At 64.8% G+C, this 17,646-nt stretch carries 10 protein-coding genes; 6 read left to right on the top strand and 4 right to left on the bottom strand.

Going from position 1 to position 17,646, the window contains the following annotated elements:
• Positions 1-100 precede the first annotated feature (100 nt).
• The gene (locus AC56KW_RS08765; protein ID WP_497170479.1) at positions 101-4,249 is read right to left on the bottom strand and encodes an SNF2-related protein; all 4,149 of its coding nucleotides are present in this window, start codon (positions 4,247-4,249) and stop codon (positions 101-103) included.
• On the bottom strand, positions 4,249-6,180 hold the full coding sequence (locus AC56KW_RS08760; RefSeq protein ID WP_497170345.1) for a S9 family peptidase: 1,932 nt from the start codon (positions 6,178-6,180) through the stop codon (positions 4,249-4,251). The genes AC56KW_RS08765 and AC56KW_RS08760 overlap by 1 nt, the downstream gene beginning before the upstream one ends.
• A 91-nt stretch (positions 6,181-6,271) precedes the next feature.
• Between AC56KW_RS08760 and hemE the strand changes: the two genes are divergently transcribed.
• Both hemE and AC56KW_RS08750 read left to right on the top strand, forming a co-directional pair.
• A complete protein-coding gene (gene hemE / locus AC56KW_RS08755; RefSeq protein ID WP_497170344.1) occupies positions 6,272-7,354 on the top strand; it encodes a uroporphyrinogen decarboxylase in 1,083 nt (360 codons plus the stop codon).
• Between the two features lie 546 nt (positions 7,355-7,900).
• Positions 7,901-9,931 (top strand): primosomal protein N', encoded by a 2,031-nt coding sequence (locus AC56KW_RS08750; RefSeq protein WP_497170343.1) that lies wholly within the window; start codon positions 7,901-7,903, stop codon positions 9,929-9,931.
• Here AC56KW_RS08750 and AC56KW_RS08745 read toward each other — a convergent pair.
• Positions 9,928-10,536, bottom strand: a complete 609-nt coding sequence (locus AC56KW_RS08745; RefSeq protein WP_497170342.1) for a PEP-CTERM sorting domain-containing protein — start codon at positions 10,534-10,536, stop codon at positions 9,928-9,930. The genes AC56KW_RS08750 and AC56KW_RS08745 overlap by 4 nt on opposite strands.
• A gap of 244 nt (positions 10,537-10,780) precedes the next feature.
• On the opposite strand from AC56KW_RS08745, the gene AC56KW_RS08740 reads away from it, so the two are divergent.
• The gene (locus AC56KW_RS08740) at positions 10,781-12,220 is read left to right on the top strand and encodes a dihydrolipoyl dehydrogenase (protein WP_497170341.1); all 1,440 of its coding nucleotides are present in this window, start codon (positions 10,781-10,783) and stop codon (positions 12,218-12,220) included.
• On the opposite strand, the gene AC56KW_RS08735 is transcribed toward AC56KW_RS08740, so the two are convergent.
• Entirely contained in the window at positions 12,217-12,702 is a 486-nt protein-coding gene (locus tag AC56KW_RS08735; RefSeq protein WP_497170340.1) for an SRPBCC family protein, read from the bottom strand. The genes AC56KW_RS08740 and AC56KW_RS08735 overlap by 4 nt on opposite strands.
• A 205-nt stretch (positions 12,703-12,907) precedes the next feature.
• Between AC56KW_RS08735 and AC56KW_RS08730 the strand changes: the two genes are divergently transcribed.
• From AC56KW_RS08730 to AC56KW_RS08720, 3 genes are all read left to right on the top strand, one after another.
• Positions 12,908-14,977 (top strand): UvrD-helicase domain-containing protein, encoded by a 2,070-nt coding sequence (locus tag AC56KW_RS08730; RefSeq protein ID WP_497170339.1) that lies wholly within the window; start codon positions 12,908-12,910, stop codon positions 14,975-14,977.
• Between the two features lie 178 nt (positions 14,978-15,155).
• Entirely contained in the window at positions 15,156-17,303 is a 2,148-nt protein-coding gene (locus AC56KW_RS08725) for a DUF4214 domain-containing protein (RefSeq protein WP_497170338.1), read from the top strand.
• A gap of 62 nt (positions 17,304-17,365) precedes the next feature.
• A complete protein-coding gene (locus AC56KW_RS08720) occupies positions 17,366-17,569 on the top strand; it encodes a SlyX family protein (RefSeq protein ID WP_497170337.1) in 204 nt (67 codons plus the stop codon).
• Positions 17,570-17,646 lie beyond the last annotated feature (77 nt).

The following is a 17,646-nucleotide window of genomic DNA, read 5'->3' as shown; positions in this document are numbered from 1 at the left end:
GCGCATGCGCGAAGGCGTGCAGATTAGCACCAATTGCATCATTTGCGGGCAGTTGAAACATTCCGAAACTCATGAATATCAACGTTGATGGATCGATAAATCAGCGTCCGAGCCCCGCCTTGAGCATCTCCAGCATATCCCCCGGCGACATGCGCGCCGCCATTTCGGTCCCCTCCAGCAGGCTGTCGGCCAGGTCGCGCTTGTGGCGGTGCAGGTCGACGATGCCTTCCTCGATCGTGCCGCGCGCCACCAGGCGGTAGATGGTCACCGGGCGCTGCTGGCCCATGCGGTGCGCGCGGTCCGAAGCCTGGTCTTCCACCGCCGGGTTCCACCACGGGTCCATGTGGATCACGTAGTCGGCCGCCGTCAGGTTGATGCCGACGCCGCCCGCCTTCAGGCTGATGAGGAACAGGTCGCCCTCGCCGGCCTGGAAGGCATCGACCCGGCGCTTGCGTTCCTGGATCGGCGTCGAGCCATCGAGGTACTGGTAGGCGATCCCTTGCGCGTCGAGGTATTGGCGGATCAGGGTCAGGTGGTCGACGAACTGGCTGAACACCAGCACCTTGTGCCGGTTCTCGAGCAGGTCGGTCGTCAGGCGCGCGAACGTGGCCAGCTTGCTGCTGGCGATGCCGGCGCCCGGCGCGACCAGCTCGGGATTGCAGCAGGCGCGGCGCAGCCGCATCATCTCGGCCAGGATCTCGATCGCCTTTTGTCCTTCCGGCGCTTCGAGCGCGGCCAGCTTGTCGAGGGCCTGGCGGCGCAGCGACTCGTATAGCGCGTTTTCCTCGGCGCTCAGCTCGACCGGCACCACGATCTCGGTGCGCGGCGGCAGCTCGGACAGCACCTGCGCCTTGGTGCGGCGCAGGATGAAGGGCGCGGTCAGGCGCCGCAGGCGGGCGCGGGCGCCGGCCTCGGCGCGCTTGTCCTGGGCCTTTTCGATCGGACCGGCGAAGCGCAGCTGGAATTGCTCGGCGCTGCCCAGCAGGCCCGGATTGATGAAACGGAACAGGTTCCACAACTCGCCCAGGTGGTTTTCCAGCGGCGTGCCGGTGGCCGCCATCCGGAAGTCGCCCTGCAGCGCCATCACTGCCTGCGAACGCTTGGTGTGCATGTTCTTGATCGCTTGCGCCTCGTCGAGCACGATGCTGTGCCAGCGTCGGCCCTTGAAGCGCGCCGCTTCGAGCTGCAGCAGGCCGTAGCTGACCACGACCACGTCGAACGGCCCGGCATTGTCGATCGTCGCGGCGCGCTCGCCGGGGCCGAACAGGTGCAGCTTCAGGGTCGGCGCGAAGCGGCTGGCCTCGTCGATCCAGTTCAGGCACACCGTGGTCGGCGCCACCACCAGCGCCGGGCCATCTTTCGCCCGTGTCAGCAAGAGCGCCAGCGCCTGCAGCGTCTTGCCAAGGCCCATGTCGTCGGCCAGGCAGGCGCCCACGCCCCAATGGGCCAGGCGCGCCAGCCACTGGAAGCCGTCGACCTGGTAATCGCGCAGCTCGGCCTGCAGCGTGGACGGCAGCTCGGGCGTGAACGCCGCGTTGTCGGCCATGCGCTTCAGGTGCGATTGCCAGGCCTTGTCGGCGTCGACGCTGCCGGCATCGCGCGCCAGCTCATCGAGCGCGAAGCTGGCCAGCGCGTGGGTGCGGATGCCGTCGCCATGCAGCTCGCCATAGGCGCCCAGTTCGGTCAGGCGCCGGTGCAGCTCGTCGGACAGGGCCAGGTATTCGTTCTCGCCCAGCGCCACGAAGCGGCTGCCGCTCTCGTTGATCTTTTCCAGCAGCGTACGCAAGTCCATCACGCGGCCTTCGTCGATGACGATGTCGCCGCTGGCCGCGAACCAGTCGCGCTCGCGCCGGATCTGCACCCGCACCGACTTTGTCGTCGCCTTCTTGGTGACGCGGAACTTCTCGCCTTCGGGCCAGGCCACCACGATGGATCCGCTATCCAGCGCGCGCAACTGGTCTACCAGCTCGAGCGCCAGCAGCGGCTGGCCGAGCAGCCATTCGCCGTGATCCGGCTCCGCATGTTCGAGCGCCTGGCATTTGCCGACCAGCTGGCGCTCGGCCTCGCGTTCGGCGTTCAAGTCGCGCTGCGCTTCGGTGCGGATGCCCTCGACGTCGGCGATCACATTGGCCGCGCCTTCGCCGGGACCGTAATAGGCGCCGCCCGGCAGCGGGCGCACCAGCAGCTGCATGCGCATGCCCTGCTGGTAAGGACGCAGCAGCACGTGCAGGCGCGGGTCGGCCGGCACCGTCTCGATATCGCTGCTGCTGGCGCCGATGTCCGACTGCACGGTGACGACCGAGGACACGGCGCCGATCGCGCGCAGCACGCGGCGTTCGGCCGCCATCGGCACCGTCAAGCCGGCGCCGACGATGGCGGCGATGCGCCGATGCTCTTCCCTGATCTGCACCAGGCGCAGGCGGGTCGGCGTCTCGCGCGTGACCACCACGTCGCCGTCGCTGTCCTCGACCGGCGGGTTCAGCGCAATCGCCACCATCTCACCCTGTTTCTTGACCAGCAGTTCGGGCTCGCCCGGCAGCAGCTCGACCCGGGTGCCGGGCGAGTCCATCCAGAACAGCAGCGGGTGGCCGACCAGGGCGGCCAGCGCCTTGTGCACTTCGAGCTCGAAGCGGATGCCGCTGCCAACGTAGTAGCGGCGGCCGGCGATCGCGTTCACCGCCTGCAGGTCTTGCGCGCTGAGGAAGTCGAGTTGCGTACCTTCCTCGGCCAGGCGCTTGAGGCCCATGGCGCGGCCGCGGCTCCAGCCGCCTTGCGCGTCGCGCTTTTGTTCGCGCGGTTCGAGTTCCTGCACGCCCAGGTGCGGGTCGTAGCGGATCAGCCAGACCAGGCGCGAAGTCGGGCCTGACCTGCGCACGTTTTCCACGTTCGCCGCCGGCTGCAGATTGATCAGGGCATTGAGCTGGCGCTCCCATGGCTCTTCACGCGCAAACCAGCCGGCCATGTCGGGCAGGCGGTGGCGGCGGCGGAGTTCGCTGGCGCGCGCTTCGTGGACCAGGTAGCCGGCCTGGCCCATCTGGGCCAGCACGCTGGCCAGCTGGGCCGACCACAAGTCGAAGCCGGCGGCCTCGGACTGGGCCAGCATGTCTTCCAGGCGCGCACGCTGGCTGTCCAGGGAGGGAAGGGCAAGCCAGTGGTGGATCAGGGCGCGGAACACGGTCGGTTCCAGCGACATTTCCCAGCTGCGGGTGCCAAACAGGTTGGCGTCGACGGTGCCGCGCTGGATCTCGTGCAGCATGCCGAGCTGGAACCAGACGGCGTTGTCGGGTCGCTGCACGGCGCGCGTCTCGATCTCGAGCCAGGCGTCGGCCAGCTTGCGCGGGCCCGGGTCGCTGCTGCGCAGCAGGGCAACGACGGCGAGATGCGCGCAATGGCCGTCGAATACCGCCTTGCGCTTGCCGGTTTCGCGGCGCAGCTGCTTGATCGACGCGTCGATGCCGGCCAGGCCCGCGTCGAGATCGTCGCCCAGCACCTGCACCACGCTGCGCAGGAACAGGCCGGGCGAATCGCTCATGTCGTTCACCAGCGATAAGGCGTCGTCCAGGCGGCCACACAGGATGTAGTGTTCGCCCAGCGCGCGGCGCAGGGGGCTTTCAGGGCTGCTGCGCGGTATCAGGCGTTCGGCATATTCGCGCACGCCAGGCGCCAGCGCCGGTTCGCTGCGCGCATGCATGACCAGGATGTGCAGGATGCCTTCGCGCAGGCGTGGGTGGATGCGCTCCATCATGCTGGGTGCGAACGGGCGCGCGCAGACATCCACCAGCGGGTGCAGGTAGCTCGCCTCGTGGCAGCGCTGGCAGGCGTCCAGCAGCGGGAACACGACGTCGTGTTCCTGCCCGGTGAGCAGGGCGATGCGCAGCAGCGCCAAGCCCTGGCGGTAGCTGCGCAGCATCAGGTTGCCTTGCCAGTCGCGCCGCACGGTCGAGACCTGGGCATAGGCGCCAGCCACGCTGTCGAACAGGCCGTCGTCGAGGGCTGCGTCCAGCACCGGCCAGGCCAGCTCCGGCGCGATGCCCGTGCCGCGCTCGCCCATGTCGACCACCAGGGCGCGCTCGCGCAGGCGCGCCAGTTCATCGGCCCATTGCGCGATCGGCAGCGCCACCCCCAGCGCCCGCATGTGCTCCAGAATGCGCTGGCGACCCATCGGTTCGCCCGCGATCGCCAGCACGACCAGCAGCGCGCGCTCTTGTGCCGTGCAGGCGGCCAGGCGCGCGCTCACATCCTCCAGCATCACGCGAGGTTCTCGATCTCGATCGCAGGCAGCTCGTCCGGCACCGGGATGCCGAATACGCGCAGATAGAAGACCAGCTCCGCTTCCAGCGTGCGCACCACGCTGTCCGCCTTGCGGAAGCCGTGACCCTCGCCCTCGAGCGTCAGGTAGGCTACCGGCAGCCTGCGCGCACGCAGGGCCTCTACCACGCTCTCGGATTGCTGCGGCGGCACCACCTTGTCGTCCAGGCCCTGGAAGAAGATCATCGGCCGGTCCAGCTTGTCGGTGTGGTGGATCGGCGAGCGTGCGCGATAGACCTCGGCGGCGGTGTCAGGTGGTGCGATCAGGTACTGGTTGTAGTGCGACTCGAACTTGTGCGAGTCGGCGTCCAGCCCGGCCAGGTCGGACACGCCGTAGTAGCTGGCGCCAGCCTTGAAGACGTCGTGGAAGCTGAGTGCCGACAGCACCGTCAGGCCGCCGGCGCTGCTGCCGCGGATCAGCAGGCGCTCTGGATCGACGATCCCTTGCGCCGCCAGGTGGCGCGCGCCGGCCACGCAATCCTCGACGTCGACCACGCCCCATTGATGCTTGAGCAGGTTGCGGTAGTCGCGGCCGAAACCGGTGCTGCCGCCATAGTTCACGTCCAGCACGGCGAAGCCGCGGCTGGTCCAGAACTGGGTCGACAGTTTCAGGGTGCTGGCCGCCATGCCGGTGGGGCCACCGTGGCCGATCACGATCAGCGGCGGCAGTTCTCCGGTCACAGGCGCATGGTCGGCATTGGTCGGCGCATAGTAGAACGCATGCGCCACGCGGCCGTTGTCACTTGGATAGTCGATCGCCAGCGGCACCGACAGGTAGCTGGTGGCCGGCAGTTGCGGGATCGAGTGGGCCAACACCTCGCTGGCGCCGGTTTGCAGGTCGATCCGCACCAGTTCGGGCGCGATGGTCGGCGCGCCGCCCAGGAAGACCACGACATCGCCCTGCACGCGTAGCTCGCGGATTTCTTCATACGCTGTCTCGAGCGGCAGCAGCGTGCCGCTGGACAGCCGCGCCAGGTAGCTCACGCCTTTCTCGATAAAGGCGCACACGATCTCGTCTTCGGAGCGGAAGCCATACAGGGCACCGCCGAAGTTCCAGTGCGGCGCGCCGAATTCGGCCTCGCGCGGGCACAGCGCATGCACGACGCCGTGATCGTAGCGGTACAGGTTCCACCAGCCGCTGCGGTCGGACACGAAGTGCAGCACGCCGCCGGGCGACCATTCGGGCTGGCAAATCGATTCCTCGGGGCCGCCCGCGACCAGGCGGCCGTTGACCAGCGAACCGTCGTCCAGCACGTCGGCCAGCCACAACTCGGTGCCTTCCCACGGCATGCGCGGATGGTCCCAGCACAGCCAGGCCAGTTGGCTGCCGTCGGGCGACAGGCGCGGCGCCGCATAGAAATCGTTACCGTCCACCAGCACGGTCTCGACGCCGTCGAAGCCGACTGCAGCCAGAGTATTGACGGGGTAGGTGGCGTCCGCCGAGTGGTCCTCGCGCACCGAGATCAGGCGCTGGCGCGCGCCATCGAGGACGAAGTCGGCAAAGCGGTGGCCCGTGCCTTCGGCCGTCATGGCGACCGGCCGGCCATCCGCTTCGACCCGGTACAGGCGGTTATCCACATGGTGCGAGAACCAGGCCGCGCCGCCGCCCAGCAGGCAGGCGCCGCCACCGTATTCGTGCACGCGGCTGCGCACATTGAAGGGCGCCGGCGTCAGTTCGCGCGTGCCGCTGGCGTCGTGGACCATGAGCGTCGTGCGCCCGGCTTCGCTGCTGCGGCCTTCGAGCCAGCCCAGGCGCTGGCCGTCGAGCATCGTCTGCGCCAGCGGCACGGCGCCGGCGGCAACCACGGCGGCGCTGATGGGGGAGGGCCAGGCGCCGCAGGGTGCCGGTTGTTTGCTGGTGGCAATCGTCATGATCTGGACTCTTTCCTTGGTCGGACGAGCATTATAGTGCGCCCCCCAAAATGCGATAATAGCCGTTTCCTTACCTGAGCCATTGTCAGCCATGCCACAATTTGCCCCGCTCCAGAACGACACCTTCCTGCGTGCGCTGTTGCGCCAGCCGACCGACTACACCCCGGTGTGGCTGATGCGCCAGGCGGGCCGCTACCTGCCGGAATACCGCGCCACCCGTGCGCGCGCCGGCTCGTTCCTGGGGCTGGCGAAGAATCCCGACTACGCCACCGAAGTCACGCTGCAGCCGATCGACCGCTACCCGCTGGATGCCTCGATCCTGTTCTCCGACATCCTGACGGTGCCGGACGCGATGGGCCTGGGCCTGTATTTCGCCGATGGCGAAGGGCCGAAGTTCGAACGTCCGCTGCGCTCCGAGGCCGAGGTGAACGCGCTGGCCGTGCCCGACATGGCATCCCTCGATTATGTGTTCCGGGCCGTGACCTCGATCCGCACCGCGCTGGACGGCCGCGTGCCGCTGATCGGCTTCTCGGGCAGCCCATGGACCCTGGCCTGCTATATGGTCGAAGGCGGCGGCTCGCGCGAGTTCCACACGGTCAAGAAGATGCTGTACAGCCGTCCCGACCTGATGCACCGCATCCTGGACATCAATGCGCAGGCCGTGATCCAGTACCTGAACGCGCAGATCGACGCCGGCGCGCAGGCCGTGATGATCTTCGATTCCTGGGGCGGGGCGCTGGCCGATGGCGCTTACCAGGAATTTTCGCTGCGCTATATGCGCCAGATCGTCGCCGGCCTGCAACGTGAGAAGGATGGCGTGCGCATCCCCGCCATTGTCTTTACGAAAGGCGGAGGCATCTGGCTGGACGAGATGGCCGACATCGGCGCCGATGCGCTGGGCCTGGACTGGACCGTCAACCTGGGCCGCGCGCGCGGCCTGGTGGGCGACCGTGTGGCGCTGCAGGGCAACCTCGATCCGGCCATCCTGTTTGCCGGGCCGGACCAGATCCGCGCCGAAGTCGAGCGCTCGCTCGCCGCCTATGGTGCGCCGTCGAATGGCCATGGCCATGTGTTCAACCTTGGCCACGGCATTTCGCAATTCACGCCGCCCGAATCGGTCAGCGCCATGGTCGACGCCGTGCACAGCATCAGCCGCAAGCAGCGCGCCGGCTGACCGATCCTCCGCGGCAGGCGGCCTTGTTGACAAGATCGCCAGCCCGACCCTCACTTGTTCACAACTTCCGAAAAGCGTGTAAAAATTCCTGTGGACATCTCAGCATCTTTCGAGTCAGCGTACAGCGATGATTTATAAGCGTTTTTTGTACAGATGCAGTGCTGAGTGCCTCCTGCGCCACAAGGTTGTCCAGTAGAATTCAGCAAAATTGGACTCCTTGTTCACAAAGTTATCAACAGGCGGTTTAGCAATGCTGAAAAGTGCTTGGTTTACCGGCACTTAGCGGACTTCTTCAAGTATTGCCTTAACTTCGTGATGCAATGCAGCGAGTTTTCCACGTCGAATGGCCTACTTATGCACAATGCTGGAAAAGCCCGCGACTTTGTTGGCAGCGTTGAGGGTAAATAAGTAAGTTATTGATTTATAAGACAAAAATTGTCTTGAATTTAGGAATTAACGATTATGACTTGATCTAACGTAAACCTTTAACGGGGTCAAGTCCCACGCTATTCACAAAGTTTTCCACAGATTTGCACAGGGCCCAGATTGTCGACCAGTACCGATCTCAACAGCACACACTGCATTCTCGAGGTCGTGCTCGATACCCCGCTGAACAGCAGCTTCGATTACCGCTGGCCTTGCCAGCCGGGCGAAGAACCGTTGCCCGGCCAGCTGGTCCTGGTGTCGTTCGCGCGGCGCGAGATCATGGCCCTGATCGTGGCGGTGAAGCACGAGACCAATGTTGCGCCCGACAAATTGAAGGATGCGCTGGCCGTGCGCAGCCAGTTGGCGCCGCTCACGGAGCGCTGGATCGCGCTGGCGCGCTTCGCGGCCGATTATTACCAGCGGCCGCTGGGGGAGGTTGCGCTGCCCGGCCTGCCCAAGAACCTGCGCGTGCCCAAGACCGTGGCCCTGGACCGGGCCCTGAAGAAGCTGGCCAAGCTCGACGCGGTGCAGGATGCGACGGCTGTCGATATGCCGGTGCTCAATCATGCCCAGCAGCAGGCGGCCGACGCGATCGGCGGCGCCGACGGTTTCAGCCCGCTGCTGCTGTGGGGCGTGACCGGCAGCGGCAAGACCGAGGTCTACCTGCAGGCCTGCGCCCAGGTCTTGCGGCGCGACCCGCAGGCGCAGATCCTGATCATGGTCCCCGAGATCAACCTGACGCCCCAGCTGGAAGGGAATATCCGGGCGCGCTTCCCGGGCATGATGCTGGCCACCCTGCACAGCAGCCTGTCCGAGGGCGAGCGCATGCTGCACTGGCTGGCCGCGCACACGGGCCAGGCGCGTATCGTGCTTGGCACCCGGCTGGCGATCCTGGCTTCGCTGCCGCATCTCAAGCTGATCGTGATCGACGAGGAGCACGACCCCTCGTACAAGCAGCAGGAAGGCCTGCGCTATTCGGCGCGCGACCTGGCCGTATGGCGTGCGCACCAACTGGGGATCCCGATCGTGCTCGGTTCGGCCACGCCGTCGCTCGAGACCTGGCATCACGCGCGCTCGGGCCGCTACAAGCGGCTCGACCTGCGCGAGCGCGCCGTGCGCGACGCCGTGCTGCCCAAGGTACGCCTGGTCGACATGGAGCGCGACCGCGCGCGCGATGGCCTGACGAGCGAAATGCTGGCGGCCCTGCGTGGGCGGCTGGAGCGCGGCGAGCAGTCGCTGCTGTTCCTGAACCGGCGCGGCTATGCCCCGGTAATCTGCTGCGACGCGTGCGGCTGGATCAGCAACTGCACCCGCTGCACCGCCTTCATGGTGCTGCACAAGCCCGAGCACCGACTGCGCTGCCACCACTGCAGCCTCGAACTGCGCATCCCGCGTTCCTGCCCGACCTGCGGCAACGTCGACCTGCAGCCGTTGGGCCGCGGCACCCAACGCGTGGAAGAGGGATTACAGGCGCTGTTCCCGGAGGCGCGCATCCTGCGCATCGACGCCGACTCGACCCGCCTGAAGGGCAGCGCCCAAGCCGCCTTCGACAGCGTGCACCGGGGCGAGGTGGATATCCTGATCGGCACGCAAATGGTCGCCAAGGGGCACGACTTCAAGAAGCTGACCCTGGTCGGGATTTTGAACCCGGATACCGCGCTGTTCTCGCAGGACTACCGCGCCAGCGAGCGCCTGTTCGCGCAGCTGATGCAGGTGGCGGGACGGGCGGGGCGGGCCGGTGCGCCGTCCGAGGTGCTGGTGCAGACCCGCTATGTGCAGCATCCGCTGTATGGCGCCGTGATGCGCCACGATTACGAGCGCTTCGCCGGGCAGTTGCTGGAAGAACGCAAGGAAGCCGGGCTGCCACCCTATATGTACCAGGCCTTGCTGCGCGCCGAGGCGAAGGAGCTGCCGATCGCGATCGACTTCCTGGAAGCGGCGCGCGACTGCCTGCCGGCCGACGGGATCATGATCAACGACCCGATCCCGATGACGCTGACGCGGGTGCACAACGTGGACCGCGCCCAGCTGCTGGTCGAATCGGGTTCGCGGCCCGCGCTGCAGGCCTTCCTGCGGGTTTGGGTCGAGCATTTGCGGGCAATGAAAGCCCGCGTCAAATGGTCGCTCGAAGTCGACCCGCTTGATATTTAAGCCGCTTGGACGGCGGCTTTGCCGGTGGTGCGGCGACGGCGATGGCCGGCGTAGCCCAGCATGGCGAGTCCGGCGCCCATTAGCAGTGTAGTGGAAGGCTCCGGCACTTCGGCCTCAACGGTGTCATAGTTGAAGGTAATGAAACCGAAATCCCAGCGTCCGTCCGGGTTGACCGCCTCATCGAATAACTCAGCGAATTCCAAGCGCAAGATCCCGTCGGCACCAACGGCAAAGCTCTGTTCGCCCAGCTCGAACATGTCGGCAAAGATCCCCGAGCCCGACATGTTGCCTGATCCATCTTCCACATCGCCTGGTGTCAGGAACAAGCTGAAGCCTTGATCCCTTGCAGAGGTTTCGATCACCACACCGATTTCGTCCAGAAAACTCGGTGCAAACGCGGTCAGGCTGACGTTGTAACTAAAACCGGTAACCGTCGAGTTGGCGCCGATGTCGATCAGTAACACCGTATTGGTCGGATCATCGGTTTGGCCATTACTCAAAATACCCGTGACATCGACATTCGTGGTCATCGGTGCAGCGGAAAGCGACGTACAGGCAAGCAATGCCAGACTCCCAAGAAATTTATTGACCGCAGTTGATTTCATGGATACTCCCGAAAATTAGTTTGTACTCTCATTTAGCAAGAATCATGCCTTAACAATGAGATATTTCCAATTCCCTGATTTTGAATGAATAATTGGCATTATTTCGATTTTTACATGATTGCGGTGTAAAGTTTCTCGACATACACCATAGGAAGACAGGGCATGGGGCTTCCGCGGCAGATCCGCTCTCCACAGCGTGTGGGGATTAGGGTATCGTCTTCCCAGCTAAATCGTGGAGAGCAGAATGAAACAACTGAACGTGGACGTCGCCATCATCGGCACCGGCACCGCCGGCATGACTGCCTACCGCGCCGCCAAGGCGCAAGGCGCCCAGACGGTGGTGATCGAGAGCGGCCAGTACGGTACCACCTGCGCCCGGGTCGGCTGCATGCCGAGCAAGCTGCTGATTGCCGCAGCCGAGGCGTCCCACGTGATCGATACCTCCGGCCCATTCGGCGTGCACGCCGGTGAAAAACGCATCGACGGCCGCGCCGTCATGGAACGGGTCAAGCGCGAGCGCGACCGCTTCGTCGGCTTCGTGCTGGAAGGGGTCGAATCGATGCCCGTGCAAGACCGCCTGCAGGGTCGCGCGCGCTTCACCGGACCCTCCACCCTGGTGGTCGACGACCATACCGAGATTCAGGCCGGCCGCATCGTGATCGCCACCGGCTCCACGCCGCTGCGCCTGCCACAGCTCGAGGACGTCGGCCCCGGCATCGTCACCAGTGACGACGTGTTCTATTGGGACGATCTGCCGCGTTCGGTGGCCGTGATCGGCACTGGCGTCATCGGACTTGAACTGGGCCAGGCCCTGGCCCGGCTCGGAGTGCGCGTGCGCTTTTACGCGCGCGGCGGCAGCATCGCCAACATCACCGATCCCGAAGTGCTGCGCTGCGCCGGGCGGGTCTTGATGGAAGAACTCGACATCGCCTTCCAGACCGAGGTGGTGGGGGCGGTGCAGGAAGGCGACGAGGTGGTGCTGAGCGTGCGTGACGCGCTGGGCAAGGAAAGCACCGAGCGCTTCCAGTACGTGTTGATGACGGCCGGCCGCACGCCCAATGTGCACGACCTGGGGCTGGAGCATACGGGCCTGGAACGGAGACCGGACGGCATCCCTGTCTTCGACGCCCGCACCATGCAGTGCGGGACCAGCCATATCTTCATCGCGGGCGACGCCAACAACGAGCGGCCGCTGCTGCACGACGCGGCCGACCACGGCAAGATCGCCGGCGACAATGCCGGCCGCTATCCGGATGTGCGTCCGGGCCTGCGCCGCGCGCCGATCGCGGTCGCCTTCACCGAGCCGAATATCGCCACCCTGGGCAAGAACTACAAGACCCTATGTGCCGGGGGCCAGCGCAAGTTCGCGGTCGGCAGCGTGTCCTTCGCCAACCAGGGCCGCAGCCGCGTCATGTTGCAGAACAAGGGGATGTTGCGGGTGTATGCCGAATATGGCACCCGCCTGTTCCTGGGAGCGGAGATGATCGCGCCGCGCGCCGAGCACCTGGCCCACTTGCTGTCATGGGCATTCCAGATGCGGCTGACGGTCGACCAGATGCTCGAGATGCCGTTCTACCACCCGGTGATCGAGGAGGGCGTGCGCACCGCCCTGCGCGACCTGGCCATCAACCTGTCGAAAGGCGAGAGCCAGACCGACCCGGCCGATACCGAGCCGGGGACTTAATTCAACAAGGTGGTATTCAGCTTGCCCTCGCTGGCCAACTGGCGCAGGATCCGTATCGTGTCGAGGTCGGCTTCTTCATAGGCCGACTTCTTGAACTCGTCGTACATGGCGTTGGCTGGGTCGACGTGCTCGCCGGTGCCGTCGTCATAGCAGAAGCGCACCAGCAGCATGGCGTTGGTCGGCGCCTCGATGATCATGCGCAGGCTCGACGCCGCGATCTCGCCCTGGGCCGGCACTTCGTAGCGCACTTCCTGCAGCGGGGTCAGGAATACCTGGTCTTCAATGACCAGTTCGCCAAAGGTCAGGCGGCGGCGGAATGCGCCGGCTTCGCGCTCGACGATTTCACTGGCGTCCAGGTGCGGGATGAACATCTTCGGGTCTTCCGCGCGCAGGACCAGGCCATGCCAGACCTGCTCGCGGGTGAGGGTGTCGATCAGCGGGTTCATCGGATCGTTGATCTCGACGAGATGTTCGAATTTCATAGGGCAGATATCCGGGGAATAAGGGCCGCGGCGTCGCTCGCCGCAAAGCACGCATGTTACTCGATTGCGCGTCGGTGCGCCTGTCCTCTCCGGTCCGGGCCATCCGTCGCCCGGTGTTGCAATCCGGGATGTCCCCGGCGCGCCATCCCCCGCTCGGGTCGCCAGATTGTTACAATCGCTGCCTGTTCCTCCAGAAATAATTCCCATGTCCAACGCACCAAAGTTCGGCCTCAACGGGCCGCAGAGCGAAGCCGCGCTGTATCTCGACGGCCCATGCCTGGTGCTGGCCGGCGCCGGCTCGGGCAAGACGCGCGTGATCACGCAAAAAATCGCCTACATGATCGAGCACTGCGGCTACGATCCGCGCACCATCGCCGCCCTGACCTTCACCAACAAGGCGGCGCTCGAGATGCAGGAGCGCATCGCCAAGCTGCTCAAGCAGCCCAAGCAGGCCAAGCAGTTGACCGTGTCGACCTTCCATTCGCTGGGCGTCAAGATCCTGCGCCAGGAGGCGGCCGGGGTCGGCCTGAAGGACAAGTTCTCGATCATGGACAGCGACGATTGCTATACCATCGTGTCCGACCTGGCCCTGACCACGGATAAACAGGAAATCCGCGGCATCCAGAACGCGATCTCGCTGTGGAAGAACGGCCTGGTCGATCCGGAAGACGCGATCAAGGCCGCGCGCGACGAGGACGAAGCCCTGGCCGGGCGCGTCTACCGCAGCTATGTGGCGACCTTGCAGGCCTACCAGGCGGTCGACTTCGACGACCTGATCCGCCTGCCGGTGGAATTGTTCCGCAACAATGAGCCGATCCGCGACCGCTGGCAGCGCCGCCTGCGCTACCTGCTGATGGACGAGTACCAGGACACCAATACCTGCCAGTACGAGCTGGTCAAGCTGCTGGTGACGGGCCTGGGCAAGAAGCCGATGTTTACCGCCGTGGGCGACGACGACCAGGCGATCTATGCGTGGCGCGGCGCCTCGGTCGAGAACCTGAAGACGCTGGGCGACGACTTCCCCGACCTGAAGGTGATCAAGCTCGAGCAGAATTACCGCTCCACCACCCGCATCCTGCAGGCGGCCAACGCCGTCATCGGTAACAATCCGAAGCTGTTCGAAAAGTCGCTGTGGTCCGAGCACGGCCTGGGCGAGCCGATCAAGGTGCTGGGCATGCAGAACGACGACCAGGAAGCCGACCAGGTCGCGATCATGATTTCGAGCGAACATTTCCAGCGCAAGAACAAATGGTCGGATTACGCGATCCTGTACCGCGGCAATCACCAGGCGCGCGTGATGGAGCAGGCGCTGCGCAAGGAGCGCATCCCGTACACGATGTCGGGCGGCCAGAGCTTCTTTGACAAGGCCGAGATCAAGGACATCATTGCCTACCTGCGCCTGATCGCCAACCAGGACGACGACCCGGCCTTCATCCGCGCCGTGACGACGCCCAAGCGCGGCGTCGGCATGGCGACCCTGGAAGTGCTGGGCGAATTCTCGAAGCAATGGAATTGCTCGCTGTTCGAGGCCGCGCGCAAGGGCGGCATCGAAGCCAAGCTGGCCGATCGCCAGTTGGGCCCGTTGCGCGACTTCTGCCACTTCATCGCCGAACTCGAAGACCGCGCCACCCGCCCCGGCCCGTCGGGCAGCGGCGACCATGCGGCCGAAGTGCTGGACGACATGATGAAGGAGATCAACTACGAGCATTATCTCTACGAGAACTTCGACGACCGCGCGGCCCAGGCCAAGTGGCAGAACGTCCTCGAGTTCAATAATTGGCTGAAGGACCGCGGCCGCGGCGGACGCGACCGCGATGGCGAAGAAAAGAATCTGCTGGAACTGACGCAGATGGTAGCCCTGATGTCGATGCTCGAAGGCGCGGACGAGGAGCAGGATGCGGTGCGCATGTCGACCTTGCACGCCTCCAAGGGCCTCGAATATCCCCATGTCTACCTGGTCGGCGTGGAAGAGGGCATCCTGCCGCACAAGGGCGATCCGGACGCCTCGATCGAGTCGATCGCGGCGCGCATCCAGGAAGAGCGGCGCCTGATGTATGTGGGCATTACGCGTGCCCAGCGCACCTTGCACGTGAGCTGGTGCAAGCGCAGGAAACGCGCGGGGGAACTCGTCAATTGCGACCCGTCGCGCTTCATCAAGGAGATGGCGCTGGATGTCGGCGAGGCGGCGCCCATGGAGAGCGAAATCCTGAGTCCCAAGGAAAGATTGGCGAACCTGAAAGCATTGCTGGCAACGCCAAGGCCGGTTCCGGAATAAGACTGGCAATAAGCGTTGCGCGCAAGCCTTGGTGGATCGGCAAGACCTGCGCACGATTGAAATTCGCATTTGACTTCAACTGTCGGGCAAGAAATACTTGCCTGAATGCGAGTTTTTCGCTAGCAAATTTTCACGGCCCTCTGCCGTGTTGCAATGTGCAACGTTATTTATCCGAACCATGGCCACCGTTTCCGACATCCTCAATGTCCCGTACTCCGGGCTGAACCACATCGACGCCCTGCTGGACAAGGGCCCCGACTGGAACTTCCTCAGCAATTCCAACGCCAACATCCTGTATTACACATTCTCGACGGCGTCGGGTAATGAAACTGGCAAGAGCGGCCAAGAAATGTTCAGCTTTGCCCAGCAGGCAGCGGCGCGTACCGCCTTCACCTACCTGCAGCAGGTCACAGGCATCGAATTTCGCGAAACGGGAACCGGGACGGACGCCCAGATCCACCTCGCCAACATGAATCTCGATGGCGCACGCACGACCGGCCTGTGCAGCTGGCAAGCCGGCTACCGCTCGCTGTCGAACGGCACGCTGACCGACTACACGGCCAATGCCTATGTCTACCTCGACAACGTCGAGTGGCGCGCCATGACCCAGAACCTGACACCGGGCACCCAGGGTTACGAAACCCTGCTGCACGAGCTGGGCCATGCCATCGGCCTGAAGCATCCGTTCGAAGCGGCCGCCGGCGAAGTGGCGCTGCCCGGGTATGAAGACAACACCTCCAACACCATCATGTCGTACACGGGCGCCGGCGGTCCCTACAGCACCTTCCAGCCTTACGATATCGCGGCGCTGAACTGGCTCTACGGCGGCGACGGCCTGCGCGGCGCACTCGGCATGAATGGCAGCGGAGGGCGTTACGTGACAGGCACGGCCAAGTCGGAAACCGTGACGGGCACCGGCTTCGATGACATTTTTAAAGGTAATGGAGGAATCGACATGATCTATGGAGGAGACGGTCGGGATACGTCGATCTTCGGCGGCCGGTATACCGACTACCGCTACACCAATCTGGCCAATGGCGACCTGAAGGTTACCGGCGCCAATAGCGAGACGACACTGAACGGGGTGGAGGTGCTGCAGTTCGACGATATGCGCGTCGAGCGCGCGAATCTTGCGGCATCGGACACGGTGGCGCCGCCGGCGCCCGTGATCGCGGTGACGCAGAATGCCGCCGGCTATGCGGGCGGCAACCGTCCGGTCTTCAGCGGCGCCGCTGAAGCGGGCTCGACTGTGAATATCTTTGTTGGCCAGCAAGTGGTTGCCACCACCGTCGCCGACGCCAATGGCCTGTGGTCCGTGCGGCCGCCGGAAAATGTCACCCTGGCCGATCGCATGGGTTACACCGCCACGGCGACGGCCACCGATGCCGCCGGCAATGTGTCGCCGCTGAGCGGCGCGGTGGGGTTCCATGTCGACGCGACCGCCCCGGTGGCGCCGACCGTGACCGCCAACCTGATCAGCGGCGGCAACCAGCCGGTATTCGCGGGCACCGGCGAGGCCGGCAGCACGATCCAGATCATCAAGGCTGGCGACTGGATCGAGATCGGCCGCGCCGTCGTCGGCGCCGACGGCCAGTGGCAGCTGAACTCCGCGCCTCTGCCGAACGGCAACTATCAGGTCACCGTGTCCTCGGTCGACCGAGCCGACAACGCGACCAGCGCCAAGCAGGCGGTGACCCTGGCCATCAATAATGCCCTCAACCAGACCGGCACCGCCGGCAACGATACCTTCGCCATGGCCCCGGGCAGCGCCGCCATCCAGGGCGGCGCCGGCCTCGACACCGCCGTCTACAGCGGCGTGAGCGACAACTTCGTGCTCGAGCGTGGCGTCTACGGCTTCACGGTGCGCGATGCCCAGGGCGCCGTCGACAACCTGATCAACGTCGAGCGCATCAAGTTCGACGACACCATGGTGGCGCTGGATATCAACGGTTCGGCCGGCCAGATCTACCGCCTGTACCAGGCGGCGTTCGACCGCGTGCCGGATGTCGGTGGGCTGGCATTTTGGCTCAATCTGTCCGACAAAGGCGATTCCCTGATCCAGATCGCCAAGTATTTCGCGCTGAACGATGAATACAAGGAACTGTACGCCAACACCAGCAATGAGCAGTTCGTGACCAAGCTGTACGAGCACGTGCTGGACCGCGCTCCGGAAGGCGGCGGCTATGATTTCTGGGTCGGCAACCTGAACTCGGGCGCCACCAATCGCGACGAAGTGTTGACCTCGTTCTCGGAAAGCCCGGAAAACCAGGCCCAGGTCATCGGCAGCATTGTCAATGGCATCGAGTACCCCGACGTATATACCTAACTGGCACGGGCGGTGGATGGCGCGAGACTGGCATAATGCCTGTTTTGCGCAGAAAGCCGCCCGTGGACCAGGAAGACCGTTTCGTCAATCTCGAGATCAAGCTCGCCCAGCAGGAAGACCTGCTGGATGAGCTCAACAAGACCATCTATCGCCAGGAACGCCGCATCGACCAGCTCGAGGCGATGGTCGCCAAGCTGGCCGACCATGTGCGCACCCTGCGCGACGCTGGCCAGGCGCCGCTCAACGAGCGTCCCCCGCACTATTGAGACCATCGGGCATGGCTTGTCGAGCCATGCTATATCTGTGTTTACGCCCGTAAACACAGGGTCTTTGCACTGATACA

The sequence above is a fragment of the Telluria sp. RT2P19 genome (genome assembly GCF_059685725.1).
This window is presented reverse-complemented; position numbering and strand designations above follow the sequence as displayed.

What these genes read in the sequence shown, in the direction of transcription:
- AC56KW_RS08760 (WP_497170345.1), bottom strand. Translation starts at nt 6,180, where the DNA reads ATGACGATTGCCACCAGCAAACAACCGGCACCCTGCGGCGCCTGGCCC.
- AC56KW_RS08740 (WP_497170341.1), top strand. Translation starts at nt 10,781, where the DNA reads ATGAAACAACTGAACGTGGACGTCGCCATCATCGGCACCGGCACCGCC.
- AC56KW_RS08735 (WP_497170340.1), bottom strand. Translation starts at nt 12,702, where the DNA reads ATGAAATTCGAACATCTCGTCGAGATCAACGATCCGATGAACCCGCTG.
- hemE (WP_497170344.1), top strand. Translation starts at nt 6,272, where the DNA reads ATGCCACAATTTGCCCCGCTCCAGAACGACACCTTCCTGCGTGCGCTG.
- AC56KW_RS08725 (WP_497170338.1), top strand. Translation starts at nt 15,156, where the DNA reads ATGGCCACCGTTTCCGACATCCTCAATGTCCCGTACTCCGGGCTGAAC.
- AC56KW_RS08730 (WP_497170339.1), top strand. Translation starts at nt 12,908, where the DNA reads ATGTCCAACGCACCAAAGTTCGGCCTCAACGGGCCGCAGAGCGAAGCC.
- AC56KW_RS08745 (WP_497170342.1), bottom strand. Translation starts at nt 10,536, where the DNA reads ATGAAATCAACTGCGGTCAATAAATTTCTTGGGAGTCTGGCATTGCTT.
- AC56KW_RS08765 (WP_497170479.1), bottom strand. Translation starts at nt 4,249, where the DNA reads ATGCTGGAGGATGTGAGCGCGCGCCTGGCCGCCTGCACGGCACAAGAG.